The following is a 17,867-nucleotide window of genomic DNA, read 5'->3' as shown; positions in this document are numbered from 1 at the left end:
TGCCTTGCTACGCGTCGCATGATGTTGCTTCCGTTCAAACTCCAAGACCACTACTGTGTAGGGAGTCAGATGTTGGATTGCAGCGTCAAAAAGTATGAAATGCGACCTCAGATTGCCTGCAGTCGTCTTCGCGCGAAGCCGAGTTTGCCTGTTGCCACGACGATATCTCCGACCGTAACAACCCCTTTTACAAATGCAACGTCTTTGACGATTTTTGCCACATCCACGCTGATCTCCATTTGATCCCCCGGAGTCACCGGAACGAGGAATCTCATATCGTCAACAAGCCCCAACACCAAAAATTCTCCAGCACCTGTCCCGGTGCCAGTCGTCTTTGAAAACAGTATCGAGGCCGCCTGGCCAATTGCCTCCAGGATCATCGAGCCGGGCATCACAGCGTATTCAGGGAAATGGCCTAGGAGTTGAATTTCGTTGCCCGTAACATTCTTCGTCGCGCGGATGCTCCTTCCGGGTTCTAGTGCCAGGACATTGTCCACCATAATCATAGGGAATCGCTGCTTTAGTAGGGCCCGCACTTCCTCGAAACACATTAATGGTTTGGACATATGTTAATCCGTTTGCCCGCAGATTAGGTGCAAATATATAGATCTTGCGTCGTCTGATCTGTTCTTATCGTGGTCTAAAGATCATCGCCGTTGCCCTGGGGAGGAAGTGACAGCCGGGCGGTACTGTGCCCGCGTCAGATACCAGCCGCGTCACACGGAGCCGTGCGGCCTCAGCCATTTGAATAGGTTGGCTCTCATGGTTCATTTCGAAGACGTGGTCACGTTGCGCAGACTCAATAGCTGTGCTGAAAAACACATAGCCATCCTTGGACAGTTGCCTTGACACAGCGGTGAAAAGAGGTCGTGGATCGGGCAAATGTTCCGCCAGCATCGCGGATATTATTCCATCGTATCCTGTCTGACCCGCTATGGCTTCGGATTGGAGCGCGTCCTTGACGGCATAAGTGATCCTGGCGGAGTGCCCAGAGACGTCAAGAAGGCGATTCGCAATTGCGATCGCTGGCGGGCTGATATCTACACCCTGAACCTGAACGTCCGGTCGTTCCTCCGCGGCCAGTAGGCTCAACACACCATGCCCGCAGGCGAGCTCAAGTATCCTTGACTCTCTGGGCAAGCACTTCAGGAACTCGTCTCGAAAGATCGCGATGTGGTTGATCATAGACGGCCAGAACGCATAAATTAAAACTGCGGCCCACATGTACGGCACCATGTAGCCATCGTCTTCGTACACACCGGACATGATTTGTGGCATGTCTTCAGTGGTGTACCTTCTAGCGCGCTCGTAGACCTCTTGGGCTTTCCCAACAGCCATGCAGTATTTCGCGTATCCTCTGGCGGCATCATCGAAAGCTCGATTACCGTATGCTGCCTCAGACCAACGCGCCAGTGGATCAAGCAGCCAGGAGCACAGATTGCGATTTGCTTCGTAGGTCGCCCTCGCAGCCGGCGCTAGAATCTTGGCTCTACGATCCAGTGCATCTAGAAAGGCCTCACCTTCTCTCATGATGAGATCCTTGATGTTCTGAAGGGAAATGAATCATCAGTTTTGTGAGCGTAGGTGTCGTACAAGGCGAACCATCGGGCGAATCAAATCGGCGCCGTCCCACGGAGAGCTGAAAACGTGCATTCTTCCGAGCTTTACGATCCTGTCGACGCCCCTTTGTCCCGCAGCAAGTGCGAGTGATTCCTCTTTGTGGACATCGGATACACCCAGTCCCAGGGTCTGCACGGTACCGTCAAACCTGGCAATCGGTTCGAAGAGACTATCCACAACGAGGACGTTCAAGGTTCTACCCTGGGTCGGGTTAGGAATGACTGGCCCCTCACCGATAAGGATCGTCCAGTCCGGTGATTTTGGAAATAACGCACGATGGGCGATATCATCCAGAAGCCATGACGAGCGCGCCTGGCAGATTGCGGAAGTCAATGCGAGATCGATAATGCGTCGCGGATGCAGGCGATTCTCTTCGTCAAAGGCCCGCCTGAGACATTGTAGAAATTCATTCAGATCACATCTGGAATCTCGCTCGAGAAAGAGCGCCTGTGGTGAGGAACAAGCTTGCTGCTCAAACTGCCAAACGTCTCGAGCGATACGGCGGCACCACGAATCTCGCTCAGACCTATTCCCCCACGAACTCGCATCCATCGCTGCTACGGACAGCCTTGGGCCGAATGCAGCGATGCGCGCCCAGTGAGGAAATGGCAGTCCGCGGATCTGCGTGACGGCCTCTGCCCCACCCCAGATCATAGCGCCGTCTACAACCTGAGCCATTGCCCGGTGAAGATCAAACCTCGAGTGCTCGAATGTCGTCATCAATATGCGCTGAGGCAACACACCACTCTCATCGGCCTGTTCCAGTTTTTCGATTATGTAGCGTGTGGCTTCCTGCAGCCCTGACGGAACGCGCACCACACAAGCGTTTCCTCCGAGGAGGGCACACGTGAGCGATACTACGGGCTGAATTTCGATGTTGCCCGCAGGCCAGTGTCCAACCACTCCAACAGGAAAACTCCGGAGTCTTGTGCGACCTTCATCTCGCCACCCGCCATCGAGCAGGTCCAAACCGAGTTCCCTTCGCAAGATCGGCTCCAGCGTTCCGCGGCGCAACCACAAGCGAAAAAAAGCCAAACCCGGCACGCCATCCAGCCCGGGACCATGAAGGGCGGACGCCCACCGCTCGAAGATTTCGAGCACCATAGTCGCAGACAGCGGCTTCTCCGTGGCGACCTGTCGAAGTCGGCTGGCTGTCTCGGCGAATTCCTGAGGAGAATCCAATCTGCGAATCATTTCACGCATCGTTTGTTGTGGTCGTCTAAAACTAGCGGCGGCTGACGTCCATGTTTCCGCAGCCTCTTAACTCTGCCTTTGGGACACGCTTGACAAAGTGGAAACAGATGCCCCGCCGTCCGCAGGGACAATTGTCATAGTCGACGACTTCGCCGATGTCCTCGGTCAATACCAGGAAACCCGTGAAGCTAGTAGGCAGCGCACTGCAGACTTGAACCAACCCTTGCTCTCCAACGTCGACCGGCTGCAGCGTCAGGGGATTTCTTATGATCACCTCTGCGAATGTAGGGGCGTGTTTATTGCTGTATGGGCAATCCGGATACACGACTCCCACGTTTTCCACCATGCCATAGAAGTCGATGACATCCTTTGGTGAGCAACCAAACACAGAGGCCACGCGTGCGGCGAACATATCCTTCGTCACCGCCTGTGCCTCCAGACGCTTCCACCCACCGCTATGCAGCACCCGAACATTGGGCATGTCCAATTTCATGCCCGCCGATTCCAACGGTTTTACAAAATAATTCCAGATGACATATGTAAACCCGTAGACGATGACATCCGCTTGTTTCCACTTTTGCCCACAATCCATGAGCTTTCTGAGATCGAGCGACGGGGCCGTGACCGTGTCGCCATTGAGGCAGCAAACAGTTTCGGTCGCGAAGGGTATCAGTCCCTGAATTGCCGCACCGCGCGCGCCGAGCTCGGCCTCTCCGGACAGTTTGTCCGAAGTGTCTATCACGAGGAAAGGTCTCCGGGCCGAACCTATGAAATCGCGGATTATCGTTATGATGCCTTTGGTCATCCGCCTCGCCGTGGCGTTATCCAAAAACACGCGACTGGGTACCTGACCGGTCGTCGCGCTCGAAGACAAGATGCGCTTTATCTCATCGGTGTTAATCAATGTTAATGGCGGATTAGCCTTAAACGCGCCGACCGGCAAAAAGGGCAGATCAGCAATCGCTTCTGCAGTATGGTAGTCAACTGGCCAATTGTCCAAGTAGTTGCGAAAGTGCGGATTCCTGGCGGCTGCATACTCCAGTTCATCTTGGAGCAGCGCAAGTAAGTTAGAGAGTCGCAGCGAAGGCTCTGCCGCATACGGCGGAGATACAAAAAGCGTATCGATGCGACGTTCGATCTCTGTCAGATCGGTCATAGGAAGCTCATCAGTTGGGAACGAGCGATCTTACCGTTGGACGTTTTCGGTATCTCCGCAAGGACCCGTACGTTCTCGCAGGTCCAATGGAAAGGTAACGAGCGGCGAACTCGTTCGCACACTCCGCTGTCTCCAGCCTCCGGCACGATGAAAACTGCCAACGCTTCTCCGGCTTCACGATGTGGCACGGCAGTTGCGGCACACTCGCAGACACCCGAAACTGCGGCAACTTTGGCTTCCACCTCGGCAAAGCTCACTCGAAGTCCGCGCATCTTGACAAATTCACCCTTGCGGCCTTTGATCCACAGGTAGCCATCTTTATCAAGAGAGCCCAGGTCGTCTGTTCGTAACCACCCGTCCACAAACTTGCGCTTCGTTTCTTCGGGATCGTCTAAGTAACCGCAACAGACCGATGGACCTCGCACCCAGACCTCACCGGTTTGCCCGGCGGGCAATTCTCGTCCCTCATCGTCCTTAATATGAACGGTGAGGTTGTCAAGCGGCACACCCGCGCTTCCTAGTTTCTCCTGGAGCCTTTCGGGCGGAAGGCAGGAGATACGCGCTGTGGCCTCGGTTTGGCCGTACATAACAAAGAACGCTGCGCTGGGAACGATTTGGCGGGTTTCCTGGATGCTTTGTGTAGAAAGCGCGCCGCCTGCCTGCAGGAATCGCCGCAACGTCGGCAAAGGAATAGATCTTAGGTTTGAGCGTCTCAGCAGCATACTGTAAGCTGTTGGGACGCCCGCAAAGGTGGTGCAAGCGTGCGCATTTATGGCACGGAGCACCTTGTCTGGAAATGTGAAGCGCGAATCAAACACGACCGCTCCACCTTGATACATGTGGCTGTGGAGTATACTGGCGCCGAACACGTAGCTGATCGGCATTACCAGCATGGCTCTCTCATCGGTTCCCAGCTTTTGGCTGCGAACAATTGCTTCCGTGTTGGCGAGCAAATTACCGTGACTAACCATTACAAGCCGCGGAATGCCGGTCGACCCCGACGTCGGCATCAAGGCGGCTATATCAGTCTCCGAGGACGGGAAGGGCTTCAACGAACAAGCACCACTGCCAGTGAAATATCCTTGCGCGCGAACGACGTTACGATCCCCAGTGCAGTCGAGCCCAATGTCCCTTGCAGTCCAGGCTGCCTTTGCGCCCGTCTTGTCCAAGAGTGCCTCGCCGTAAATCGGGAGTACGCGCTGCTCGACCGGCACGGGAACAAGGCCCGCGTACATTGCACCCAGGTACGCAAGGGCGCTTCCCGGGCTCAGACCACAACCGATAAGAACTCGGTCACCTGCGTGCATACCCGTCGATAGAAACCCGGCGGCGAATGCTATGATCGTATCGGTGATTGCGCGGCCTCGGAGAGTCTCTCCGGAGGAAGCGTCGATGAGGCAGGAACCAGGCCCGAGACGCTGAATGAGGCGGCCCGCAAAATTCCATTCCTCGGACTTAGCCATGTCAAGACTTGACCGATTTGGACTCAACGATTCGAACAATCTGGCGTACATCTTCCATTTCCATCAATTCATCTACGTCGAATGTAAGACCAAATTCTCTCTCCAGTTTGCTGGCCAGTGCGACGTGCCCCATCGAATCCCATGCAGGAATATTTTTCGGACTCGTGTCGAAGTTTACGGACGACGGATCAACGTCGAAAGTGGCCGAGAATGCTCGGCGTACTTTTTGCAGCAGGTCTTCCATAGATTACTCTTCCAGCCTTGATTGTTATTTACGCGTTTGGATAAAATGCTGATAATTCTAAAGAACAGGCGCTAGTGGCTGACCCTATCAATCAGCACCAAGCTGCAACGCCTGTGCCCCCATCAACGACCAGCGTCTGTCCGTTGATTCCCGAGGCAGCCTGGGATAAAAGAAAATGAGCGGCGAAAGCGACTTCCTCCGCCGTGACCAGACGGCCAATGGGTGATCGTCTTGCCGCTTCATTCAGGACAGTGTCACCTCCTGGGATTGACCTCCAGGTATCGGTATCGACAGCTCCAGGTGCAAGAATATTTACTCGAATCTCCTTGGGTGCAAGTTCGATGGCCATGTGTCTCGCCAGAGACTCCAGTGCGCCTTTTGACGCACCTATCACGGCATAGCGTTGAACTGCACGGAGTGCGCCTGGCGAGCTGACCGCAATGATGCTCGAACCCCTCACCAACCTTGGAAGTAACATCTTTATCAGTTCAAAAAAAGCCCGGACATTGAGGGAGAACGTCCAATCGAGGTGTCGCGAGGTTGATTCCTCAAATGAGCGGTGGGTCCCCGTGGCAGCGCAGTGAATCAACCCGCAAAGCGCCCCCCCCAATTGCTGCACGCGACTCTCAATGCTGCGAAGTCCTTCCGGCGTAGTCAAGTCTGCGCGACATGGTTCAACTTTCAGCCCTTCGCTCTCAGCCACTGACGTGAGTTCAATCGCCGCTTTTTCATTCCTTACATAGTTCGCCACGACAGTGGCGCCAGCCCGTCCGAGCCTTAGCGACATGGCTCTTCCGATTCCACGCGTGCCACCCGTGACCAGAAACACGCCCGATAGCTGAAAGAGATCCTTCATCTTTTGTAGTTCTGGCTTCAATTCGGTCGGATCGTTCCGGGAGCAATTGAGCGACGATCCGCATTTCTCGATAATCCCAGCCACGGGGCGCTCCGATCGCGGACCTCCATTAGAACTTTCCGAACCACGGGCCAGTATCTCGACCGCGGTGGGGTTACGCCCCGAGAGTCGATTAGTTGAGCAGGAGAGTTTTCTATCACAAGAGTTGTCCCGCACACAACCGGCATGGGTCCGACAACCGCGCACGAAGTGAGAAAGCGTGACTGGTTGCCACCTTCAGTAGCCACAGTGAGCAGATCTTCGGCGGGAAACTCCTCGAGCCAGGGTCGATGCACGACCAGGAACCGGACACCCTCCGGCAGGGGCACTTGGATCCGCGCCGAATACATCTTCACATGCAATACTTCGCCTTCGTGGCGGAATTTATAAGAGGACTGAACTATGCCGCGCGGGCTAGACCAATAGAGGCCAGGCAGACTGTTTACAAGGTCTGCAAACTCGTGGGGCAGCGACATGGACCGAGCGAAATCCCAGTGATGCGCCACCAAAACAACAGGCTGCTGAAGGAATGCCGCCAGCAGCACGTCCGTTTTCCAATACTTCGATGCCCTGATTCTAGGGATGACGGCGAAGCCGCTGCGCATGGGGCACGTTCGGTCTAAGCCGAGTGTTCTTGGAAGTCGTGCGCTTGAATTCGCGCGGAGCAGCAGTTCCGTGCCACCCAACACAGCTTCGTAACCCAACGCCGCCATCAGCGCGAACATTCTCTCCGCGATGGAACCATGTGGCGCTTCCATCACTCGGCAAATCTCGAGCCCCTGCTCAGCTTCCAGGCGAGTCCACCTGTTCAGGGCCTGCGCCAATAGACGGATGTCCTCCTCGGATGACCTCGGACTCCGCAGTTCGTGAAAGGTATGGTTGTTACCATGGACCAAGAGCGAAAGCCGTGGCCTGTTTGCCCTGAATATGTCAACCACACGACGGTTTAGTCGCCAGCAATCAATCGGGATGGTCGCAATAGCGACGAAGTAATTCCACCCCAGGGTATCCGATGCCAATCTAGAAAAATCAACATAACCATATGTTTTTGCATAGAGGCTCGGATCGTCGATGACGAGGCAGGCTGGCACGGGCGGAGCTTGCCATTTTGTATCCTGCGTCAGTTTAATTAGGAAGTGCAAGAGAGGTAGTAGGCTGAGAAACGATCCGCCTCGGAAACAGTCGTAGAGCGAAGCCCCAGGCTCCAACCTAGGCGGGGCCAGTGCGACCAAGTAGAGCCATCCACTATCGATCCGGCGGCGCACCCAGATCGGTTCCCCGCCTTTGTCGGCAAGACCCACATCGTGGAACTGCAGCTCAATGCCAGCTACTGGCTCGGTATCGGAATCATCAAGCACTCGACCGCGGAGGCATTCGTTCAACTCCTCCGAAGTCCCAATACGGACATCTCTTGAGCCGGGCCGTTCTATCGCTCGGGTCGAGTCGCAAACCACGTACGCTGGTACCCCGTGCGCCGCGCCAGCCAGAGCGGAAAATAATTCTTCCCCGAACACTATGGCTCCGTCAAGATCGCCCCAATCCCTATTATCCCGATAGCAAAATTCCACCGGAAACAACATGGAGAGTGCAGCACATAGCTCAGTCGTGTCGGCCGGAGATGCCCCAGCGTGAGGTGCAGTGACAATTCCTATTTTTCGCTTTGCTAGCATATCCGATGACAGCGGATGCTGCTTAAATCCTCTTTTTCAGACAAATAGCTGTCAATCCGCGGAAAGCATCCAATCCAAATTGACCCACAGTTATGCGAGATCAATCGCCGTGATCAACAGGCCTGAGTCTTCGACGCCAATTAGTTTTTAAAATCTCATCTGCCTTAAAGCAACCGAGAATGCGCCTTGCGATCAAAGCCATTCCATTAGTGAGCGTCAAAATAAGGTTCAAACTCATGGCTCGCAGTGTTGGTGCAAATATAGAAATGGATGCTTCATTGCAACTCTTATTACCGAACTGCTGCTTGTAGCGAGCATCTCCCAGACCAAAGTCAAGTTCCTTAACACCCTCCTGGCAGAGGGATTCCAATCCCTTCATCAACAAGTACGTTCCTGGCGAGTACCTGCCACATTCTGGGTCAAAACCTAATGCGCAACTATGGAAAGTGTCACGGTATAATACTCCCCACCAATAGGCGCAAGGTTTGGCTGTTAAATAAAGGACATACATGTGCAGCCAGCCTTTTTCTGCTTCGAGCATCAGACGATTGCGATTCTCGACGTTGTCAATGAAGCCCACTCCTAAGCCTCGCTGGTAAGTCTTTCTCGCTATTTGTTCGACATCTTTAAACATTTGTTCCAATTCTGCCACCTTCCTGAAACAACGTATCTCGCGCGGTGCCGAAACATCCGCTTCGAGTTTCTTAGCCTTTCTGCGCAATTGATTTCTATGTTCCCTCGATAGGCCGGATAGGAGTTCCTCGACCCTGTTTGGCATCATCATTTTCCAATGAAATTGCGATTTAACAAAATGTTCCCTGCAAAGTGGATTAACTTCATGACGGACTAATTTTGCTATCTCTGCATCGACATTGATTGAACTAAATTGAAAGGCCTCGGCTTGATGTGCTCTTAACGCCTTCATCAATGCAGATAAGAGTGTCTGCGATGAAGCCGGCGAAAATTCTCCAAGCAAACCGCCGTGAATTATAACAATCGTCTTGAGTTTGATCCGATACAAGGATTTATAACCTATTCTCACCTGAAAAACGCTGTCCTCCAGTCGTCCTACGGCAATAGCGTTTGGGCTTTGTTGAGGGCCTATAACGATGACATACGGCGTAACCCTATCTTTGCGTGCGTTAGCAATGGTGAGAAAAAAATCAATATCCGAGTTGGGATGGTCTTGCCAGCATGCCCAGATATCTCGAAGCTTCTCGATCTCTGATGGAGAACTTAATATTGTGATTGGAAGCTCTTGCTTCAAGACAATCTCCTGATACGAGGGTTACGACATTTGGATGTTCCTGGTTGGAATCCGCTCTTGCATTACAGGGCGACAGGCCTGACGGAAAAAGCCGCGCCGTCAATTGATGTCGCGATTGTTCGACGAATGCTCTGATCATCTGGATCTGTGAATGGTATCGTCATTTGAGGCTCGAAAGGTCGCCGGCTTTGCCTTTGGCGCGGGATGGATGCGAGACCGTTGCAAAACTGTAGAAACGAGGGAGCTAACGTTAATATCTAAATAGGAACGCACGCGAATATGCGCGTGAGAGAATCTCCGAAAACCATGTTTTCAAGCTTCCTGCCACGAGGAGATTTTCTAAATAGGGGCAAGGTCGGTTTGAATCTCAAACTAACTACGACGCCTAATTCCATTTCAGGTATGCAAGCCTGAAGTAACTAGGAATACTTGTTACTGACGGGTATATGTGCCTGGAAGCAACGGTAAAGGGCCGTGGGGCGCATCGCCTTGGCGAGGATATTGGGCGAGAGTGGTATCAGAGGTCGGTATTATTTATGGGTCTAGCATTCGTTTGCGATGGAACATCGACCGCTTCGGCTTCGAACAGAAGCGTTGCATAATGGAGGCAGTGGCAAGAAACAAAATAAAAGATGCTGCCTCATTTGAGCGGCAATTGGCAATTTGTAAAATAGAAGTGAAACACTATAGTGCGACTTGAAAACGGCTTGCTCGCCGAGATGCGAAATCATCGTATTATTCGCAGGTTTGTAGGGGGGGAAAGCGAAAATCCATATTCGTAGACGCCAATGTCCCATGAAGATCCTTGTGGGCGCACGACATAGCGGAGATCGAAGGAAAACAGACTCGAGAGGTCGGTTCCAGTATCGACGGTAGGGCCCGTCGAAGATGTGGGCGAATACCCTTGGGATGCAGAATAGCCAGCGGCGCATGCCGCAGAGTTGCTCTGCAGCAGGTTGTGATCAACAATCAGATTGGTGGCATTAGCACATCCCGAGGAATTAATACATATAGGAGTTGAATATTCTGTTATAAAGTGATTGTTTCTGATGGAAACAGTGTTAAAGGCTCCAGTGCCACGATCAATTAGGCGAACACATAGTGCAGCGCCTGAGGACTGCAAGGTATTGTTAAAGACATAGGCCCCGGAGCTTATTGGATCTTGATTTTCATCGATCTGGATCGCCGGTATTGAAAAGAGGTTTCCATAGATTAGATTGTTGTAAATGTAATCGTATCCATGGGGGTCACCGGGATTTTGGCCGGTAGGAGTCGTCAATATGACCACACCGTGTTGGACGTTATGAATGACGTTGTTATAAATCACGGCTGGACCGAATGTCTCAATGCCGTTTTCATGCGCTGCTGGGTCAAAGGACTGGTTGATATTGTAGATTGTGTTGTTAAAGATGAGGTGATGTCCGCTCAGGCCCGAAGAAAGTATGCCATTCGACATATCATGAATGATGCAATCATGTATGGATGGGATTCCACCAATAGTCGCCATCCCACTGTCGGTTCCATTTGGTAAGCCGGTTATTTCGCAATTCTCTATGACGCTGTCTACGTTATATGGCGAGGTGTTGAGCCCGACAAAGACCTTGAGATCATCGCGTGTTCCGGCCGCGTAAGTTGCGTGAGTCCAGGCATGGACGTATAAATTAGAAAAGGTGATATACTGAGCACCAGGGAAAAAGATCATAAGCGCGTTTCCGTATGACTGCGGGCCGGCCCAATAGAAATTGACGATTTCGATGTTATCGAAGGTCACGTAAGAGACCCTGTTCTCAATATAGATGACTTGGTTGAACACTTTAGTGGTCTGTTGAGATTGCATGTCGAAAATTGGGCGGCTCCACGAACTGCCTGAAAACCAGGATTTGTCGATGCCGTAGTAATCACGTTGTTGCTCGGAGGTTCCACCCAGCGGAACGTCCATTCGGAAGCAGGAATTTGGCCAGGAAACGCCGCCCTTGAATATAAAACCGTCGCCGGGAGAGTGAGAGTATGAGCCCGAAAACCCGGCCATAAAGGGATGACGTTTCCAGGGCTGCGTGATCGATGTACCCGGATTGGTGTCGGTCCCTGTCTGCCAATCGATGTAATATTTTGCCGCCGACAAAGGCAGAGAATAGAAAAAATATGCGACGATTGGAAAAGCAATCATTCGAAACATTCTATTCCGCCGGCTGATCATTGGTGCGTTCCTTCGCTGTGTGGTGTTTAACAAGTGTATTGTTGTTTCGCTGCAAGCCAAAAGGTACCTCGTGTTAGAAGTGGCCACTAAAGACGCTTGGCGGGTGAATATCTTGCGATAAAAGGCGCCCAATGTCGGTTCCCAGTTTAAATGGGCGGCGTAGCGTCAGAGCCGAATAAGAACTGTATCCGTGGAAATGTGATGAAGTCGTCGTTGAGCTGAAGTCGGCGGCTAGGCCCATCCAAGGTTTCACCTGGTTTCTCAGAATAGAATATCGGGCCATGCCGGATATAAATGTGTGACGGGGATCACAGCTTTTGACAGTCGACTCTGATTTTTCTCGCTGGAAATGATTCGTGGCCCGATATGAGCGTGATTGTTTTGGAAGAAGGCGCAAAACAGGTCTAGCTGCGCAACCGCAAGGCTTGGAAAATGTGCGTAAGGGTAGGGGGACTAGTGATCGTTCACTTTGTATATTCCGAATAGCATGAGACTTAGCATGGAGACAGGCATTTTCTTGAAGGTGGGTCAGGCGGTATGCGTGAGCAAAAGCCTCCATAGCGTTTCTTGAAGAGTACGATCGTTCGCCTGGAATTAGGGAGCGGGCTGGGGTGATTGCTGGTTGCGGTCCTTAAAAAGGTCGCGATTTGTGGAGATCACGATTTGCGTCTCAGTTTCGAGAATTACTTGGCACAACCAAGCCACTTGGCGACATGCATGATGTAAATATCTCGAAATCACGCGGTAACATCGCGTGTCTTGGGGAGAGCGTGACGATGTCGGCTGCTAGAGTTTAGGCGTTTGGGCAGGTCAATGCCCGGACTTGCCGTTTGTCATTGAAAGGGGCAGAGCCCGAAATGCACGATGGTCTTGGGCAGAGCGCATAAAGTAACCAGCCCAGCTCATACGGTCGGCAATGGAGCGTGATAGACAGCGCTGTGTGACGCGGTTGGAGGCATTGCTTAAAAAGGATACAGAATAAATCGGAAAGATAACGGGTGGCGCGCGCAGGGCCTATGCACCGCCAGATTATGCGGGCTTGGGAATCAATCAGATTGGTCCCCAGCTCATTATTGCCGTATAACCAGGATAGGCCGCTGTTTATGCGTTTTATGAAATCCGAATCCAAGTATTCGCTCAAGGCGAACAGAGCCATGGGCGCCATTCCGTGCTGGTGGACAGAATACACCGGGTAGAGGGAGCAAACCGTCCCGCTAACGGGAAGATAATGCCACCACCATTGGCCAAGGGGGCCCTGCAGAGGACACAGCGCGTTGGCACAGCGCGCGGCAGCAGCCAGGGCCGCCGATTGATTTGTGGCGCGATAAAATGCGATCAGTGCGTAAATAGGATAGATTTGATCAGCAAAAGTTGCAACCCGTGGACGGAGGGCCGCTGGCAAGCTCGGGTGTGCGGTCTGATGATGAAAAAGGCCTTTGGACGTTTGGTTTGAAATGAGGGCATGATATGTGTCGGCGGCGATGTCAGTAATCTCTGGGTGACGGCGATCTGTGGAAAGGATTGCATAACTGAGTCCGGTAAGGAACCAGCTGAGCTGCATCGTCTGGAACTGCGTGGCGTCAAGATATCGTGCAACAGCGGTTTCCAAATGCAGAGAATGATAGATGGCTTCAAGGCGCGAGGGTGCGCAGGTCGCAAGAAGCCAGAGAAGGAGTCCAAGATCTCCTACATTAGTTATGGAATCAATCTCATCCAGAATTCGTATGATAACTGCTTCTATGCCTATGGGAGAGCGAGTACCGCTTTGCTGGAGACGATGAAGGCCGAGTACCGTCATCATTGTGTATCGACGCGATATTGATCGCGCCTGAAGGCCATGGCGAGTACGAACTAACCGATCGCAAAAAAGCCGGGCGTTTCTATCATACATTGGTACCAGACCCTCTGTCGCGATCTCTATTAGTTCAGTGAGATCAACAGTGCTGTCGTGACCCTTTGACATCATCGCGCTCATGATCGTTGGCGGAACCTGCTTGTCATGTGTGGAAACTGCGGCATTGCTGTCTTGGGTGCGACAAGGCCGCACGATGTGCGGTTTAGCCAATCGAGCAAGGAGACGATGGGACGAGGACTACCAGCCGCCAAGACAGGCATTTTCGCGGCAATGCTGATGATGCCGGGTGGTCTTCCTGCACGGCATGCCGCGTGAGACCCTGCATGGGTTGTGTGACCAGGATAGGCTGATTTGGACGACATCACTAACTCTTGTGCTATATCTTTGGAGTGGATCAAATGCAATTCATAGTTTACGGAAAATTGAAATAGACTGGTCTTTTTGAATGGTCGCAAGACAAAGATACGGCGAGTCGCGAGCGCTGGGTTGTTGCCCGATGAATTCATGGCCTCAAGCGAGGATTGGACCATGTGCCGATGGTCGGCGGGTTGACTGGAACACCGTCATGCGAGTTCAGCTCCATTGGACGGTAGAGTCTTCGAGTTAGGATGTGGCGAACCGTGCCAAGCATTGATCGCAGCTCGGCTTCAAGGGAGATCTGACGCCAGCAGTGCCACAGATTCAAACCCTTGAACTGTGTGAGCGGGAGGCCAAATAGGTGCATTGCCAGACGGCGCCCCCAGATTGCCCCCTTTTTCGACAACAGACCAGGCTGCGATTTCTTCAGCTTCCAACTCTCCGCAGGCTTTAAAATTATGTAACCTGCCGCAATTGCGCCCTGGATGACCTCGCGGCCGCGCTCGGTCCGCGCTACTACTAAAGAAAAACCAGGATTATCGCCGTCCGGTTCCTCATACCACGGATCGCCGCAACTCAGGTCCGCCAGTTCTCCGGTGCTGTCGGGCCAAAGCCGGACTGACCAAGGGCGGTACGCCTGCAGAAATGCCCAACTCTCGCGGTAGGTCAACAACTTGATGGGCTTCGATTCGCCGGTTCTTACGGGTGCAAATTGTCCCGGCCACCCGTGTCCGCGGTACCGCAGATCGCTGAGCGAGCCAGGATCGATGCCGAGTTTCTCCAAGAGCGCTATTGTCCCACGGGTGGCGGGGCTTTCTGCGCAGAAGAAAGAAAGAGTCACCCCCACCTTGACATCCAATTCGGGCCGCAGTCTTTGGGCGTTCCTAACGGCAGCCATTTCGGCCGGCTTTCCAATCACCACACATGGGGAAGGAGCCTTCTCTACAAGCCCGAGGCCGTTGCAAACGGATGCAGGTGAATAGCGTGAACCCGTGGCTGCGATCAATTCTGAGCGCGAGCGGCTTAAGCAGGTGTGGTTGCGGATGGGATCAGCCGGATCCTGAACAATGTGTAGCACCCCGTGCATGTCCAGTTTCTCGAGGCAGTAGGCCGCGATGGCCGTGAGCGCACCACCGGAAGATCCCTTAAACCGAATCTCCGCGTCGCTGGCATAGCCCTCCCATATTGATACGACTGGCCCCCATTCTTTGGTGAAGGCGTCATCGAATTGTCCGCTGGCATGGAGGCCGGATGTCCGAAAGTCGCTCTGCACCGCTGGGCAAACCTCGAGGCACTGCCGACAATCGCCGCAGTCGTCGGAATTGACTACCGGGCGTATGCCCTCGGCGCAGAAATCGATGAGTTGCACTCTGTGGTCCGGGCAGATGTAGGCACAGGCGCCACAGCCGAGGCAAAGACGCCAACCCACGACGTCCGTTAGTTTTCGAATACAGGGCATGTCAAAGGGTTTCTAACCTATGCACAAATACAGATGGCAGATCAGATACCTGCAAACCGTTAATGCTTATCTGCTGGAGACCTTATGATCGAGAGTTTGAATCACTCAACCATCGAAACGCAACCTTCGGGTTTAAGTACTGGCGTGGGCTACCCGGGAAGGTGGTACAAGTGAGCCCGATTTCCCTTCCGACACCAGCTTGCGAAAAATCTGCTGCAATTGGGAGCGGGCGACCGCTGCGTTTTGCACCAATCGTTCGCGGATAGCCTCTCTCCGACTGTAGAGTTGTATAATACGTTGGACTGCCTCCTCATTTGTGGCGGACCGGCCATCCACCACCCAATCATCCATGCTCACGGAATCGAACACACCCTCAAACTTTCTGCTGTAAGCGACAGCGACGCAGGGAATCCCTTGCGACAAAGCGGCGATGCAGGCATGCATGCGCGACCCAATGAAAAAATCGCACTCGCCGATCACCCCCTTGATCTCGTGTTGATCGTATTCGCGGCCTACGATGCGGATGCGGGCGCGAAGTTCCTGGGGCAACGCATCGCGCAATTGGCGTGATGCTTCCGGGTCACTTTCCACATCACCCTCCGGGGCGAACGTGTGGGGGACCAGCCAGAGTTCGCCAGGATGATCGCTTAGCAGAGCGATAATGAGCGACGGGAGGAACGAAGCGTAATCCAGCTTGAGGCCGAACATGTTGGCGCGGGTGTAACCGCCGTGATACATCAATCCGTTCACGTTCAGGCCAATGATATCCGGGGGAACGGGGCCAACAAGCGGTGGGGCCAACTCAATTCTCTCCGGCCGGATAAGCTCCAGAGAAAAGGCCACGTCCGGGCTAAGTAGCACTTCCTTTTTAGGACCTACCAGTTCCTGGGCGAGCTTCTGGCTCTGTTTGTCGCGGGCCATGATGACAGAAGAGTGTTTCAGGAGAAAACGTGCAAGCCAGCGGGTCAGCGGATTCTGGTAGGGACCATAGGTCTGCGGGAACTGTACCATCGTACCTTTCACTAGAACCACCGTCCAGGCCATCAGGAATCCCAGCGCGAACCGCTGCAGCCCATAGATGTCGCTGAAGCTATCACCACCGTGCACGTCGCCGACGAAGTCCGCCTCAGCGAGCGCCGAGATCCAAGGGGTAGATCGGACAATGGCAGCCCGCACAGCTCTCAAAGGCAAAAAACGGTATATGAGCGACATCAGGAGAATCCAGACCAAATGGTCTTGGGGGCGTGATCGAGGCGAAAGGCGGCAGTTGACCACTTGAATCAGCCGTGGCTCACCGCACACTCGGAAGGGCACGGGTTTGTTGTTGCGGTTCGCCAACAACAGCGCCACATCGACTCCGTAAGATGCCTGCGAGCAGAGGTTAATAAGTGACGCTCCCAACGCCAGCACGCCGCGGTTACCGGAGCTAACAGGCGTCCCCATGATGCCAATTTTCATTGTCCCTCTTTGGCGTTCTCCGCAAAAAATACTTTCCCAAAGTCTGCGTCTCGGATGGGGAAAACACGCGAGATCCATATGGGAGAGCCCCTGGCAAGACACAACGTTTCATGCTACCGCAGAATGAGTGTGTGCAAAAACAAGCAGCATCCTCAACCGTAAAAATACTGATAACTACCCATTCAGCATATAGCACTGCTCTAAACCTTGACCTTCCACAGCGGTTTGGTAAAAGTGTTGATTTCCCTATTTGCTATTATCTCATCGATACTCTTGGTCCACCACTTAGCTTCAAGCAGGCCGGTAATTATATCAGAGCTGAACCTATATTTAATAATAGTCGCCGGATTGCCAAATACTACGGCAAAAGGCGGTACGTTTGTTATAACCACCGAACCCGCACCGATTACAGCACCGTCACCGATCTTGGTCACACTTGGTAGAATGATGGCGTTGCATCCAATCCAGACGTCATTTCCGACCGTAAGATGCTTGCGCGTTATTTGCTCGGTTTCAACAAGGCCAAGCTTGGGATTAAAAAAAAAAGGATGCGTTGACCGAAAATGTAATGGATGATTGCCATTGAAGATATATATAGGTCTTGCGATTGAGCAATAAGCGCCAAAAGTTGTTCCAGATGCGATATTTTGAGCGTCGAAACATCCGCCATAGCTATATCGGCCTATGCGAATGTCATGATATTTAAGGAATATCCGGCGCAGCGTCGGCGAGTACATCTCCCCATTTTCTAAGGTCTTGACGAGCCGAATAACAGTTGTCTGTATCGGCTTGGAATTGACGGCGTAAAGGTTGAGTAATAAAGTTGTTATCATCGCAGATTGGTTAAGAGATTATACTAAAGAAAAATAAATTCTGGGGCTCTGACTTTTGCCCATGTTGGTGTAGAGGACTAGACCATAAACCAGCGTGATTGTTTGCGTGAAAGGGTAAAATAACCCTGGAATGTGCGTCTTTATTGGTTATAATAGGAATTAGCAAATAACCACTACAACCAAAAGGAGCACACTCCAG

12 protein-coding genes are annotated in these 17,867 nt (G+C 52.8%); all 12 read right to left on the bottom strand.

All coding sequences use genetic code 11. From position 1 onward, the window contains the following. Window positions 1–107: 107 nt before the first annotated feature. Complete coding sequence (locus tag LAP85_22195) at window positions 108–506, bottom strand: beta-hydroxyacyl-ACP dehydratase (GenBank protein ID MBZ5499119.1); 399 nt, start codon at window positions 504–506, stop codon at window positions 108–110. Window positions 507–630: 124 nt separating this feature from the next. After that, entirely contained in the window at window positions 631–1,530 is a 900-nt protein-coding gene (locus LAP85_22190; GenBank protein ID MBZ5499118.1) for a class I SAM-dependent methyltransferase, read from the bottom strand. A 36-nt stretch (window positions 1,531–1,566) separates the two neighbouring features. Further along, window positions 1,567–2,814 carry a hypothetical protein gene (locus LAP85_22185; GenBank protein MBZ5499117.1) on the bottom strand — a complete coding sequence of 416 codons (1,248 nt, stop codon included), beginning with the start codon at window positions 2,812–2,814 and terminating at the stop codon, window positions 1,567–1,569. A 31-nt stretch (window positions 2,815–2,845) separates the two neighbouring features. After that, complete coding sequence (locus LAP85_22180) at window positions 2,846–3,970, bottom strand: acyl-protein synthetase (protein ID MBZ5499116.1); 1,125 nt, start codon at window positions 3,968–3,970, stop codon at window positions 2,846–2,848. Continuing rightward, a complete protein-coding gene (locus LAP85_22175; protein MBZ5499115.1) occupies window positions 3,967–5,472 on the bottom strand; it encodes an acyl--CoA ligase in 1,506 nt (501 codons plus the stop codon). The genes LAP85_22180 and LAP85_22175 overlap by 4 nt, the downstream gene beginning before the upstream one ends. Continuing rightward, window positions 5,435–5,677: an acyl carrier protein gene (locus LAP85_22170; protein ID MBZ5499114.1), complete on the bottom strand. Its 243-nt coding sequence runs from the start codon at window positions 5,675–5,677 to the stop codon at window positions 5,435–5,437. The genes LAP85_22175 and LAP85_22170 overlap by 38 nt, the downstream gene beginning before the upstream one ends. Before the next feature lie 91 nt (window positions 5,678–5,768). Beyond that, window positions 5,769–6,617 carry an SDR family oxidoreductase gene (locus LAP85_22165; GenBank protein ID MBZ5499113.1) on the bottom strand — a complete coding sequence of 283 codons (849 nt, stop codon included), beginning with the start codon at window positions 6,615–6,617 and terminating at the stop codon, window positions 5,769–5,771. Between the two features lie 1,725 nt (window positions 6,618–8,342). Next, complete coding sequence (locus LAP85_22160) at window positions 8,343–9,509, bottom strand: GNAT family N-acetyltransferase (protein ID MBZ5499112.1); 1,167 nt, start codon at window positions 9,507–9,509, stop codon at window positions 8,343–8,345. Window positions 9,510–10,236: 727 nt separating this feature from the next. Next, window positions 10,237–11,685, bottom strand: a complete 1,449-nt coding sequence (locus LAP85_22155) for a hypothetical protein (GenBank protein MBZ5499111.1) — start codon at window positions 11,683–11,685, stop codon at window positions 10,237–10,239. Window positions 11,686–14,063: 2,378 nt separating this feature from the next. Further along, a complete protein-coding gene (locus LAP85_22150) occupies window positions 14,064–15,377 on the bottom strand; it encodes a Coenzyme F420 hydrogenase/dehydrogenase, beta subunit C-terminal domain (GenBank protein ID MBZ5499110.1) in 1,314 nt (437 codons plus the stop codon). 132 nt (window positions 15,378–15,509) lie between these two features. Next, window positions 15,510–16,835 carry a polysaccharide pyruvyl transferase family protein gene (locus tag LAP85_22145; GenBank protein ID MBZ5499109.1) on the bottom strand — a complete coding sequence of 442 codons (1,326 nt, stop codon included), beginning with the start codon at window positions 16,833–16,835 and terminating at the stop codon, window positions 15,510–15,512. 200 nt (window positions 16,836–17,035) lie between these two features. Further along, window positions 17,036–17,668 carry a CatB-related O-acetyltransferase gene (locus LAP85_22140; protein MBZ5499108.1) on the bottom strand — a complete coding sequence of 211 codons (633 nt, stop codon included), beginning with the start codon at window positions 17,666–17,668 and terminating at the stop codon, window positions 17,036–17,038. Window positions 17,669–17,867: the final 199 nt, after the last annotated feature.

This window comes from Terriglobia bacterium (assembly GCA_020072565.1).
Taxonomy (GTDB): domain Bacteria; phylum Acidobacteriota; class UBA6911; order UBA6911; family UBA6911; genus JAFNAG01.
This window is presented reverse-complemented; position numbering and strand designations above follow the sequence as displayed.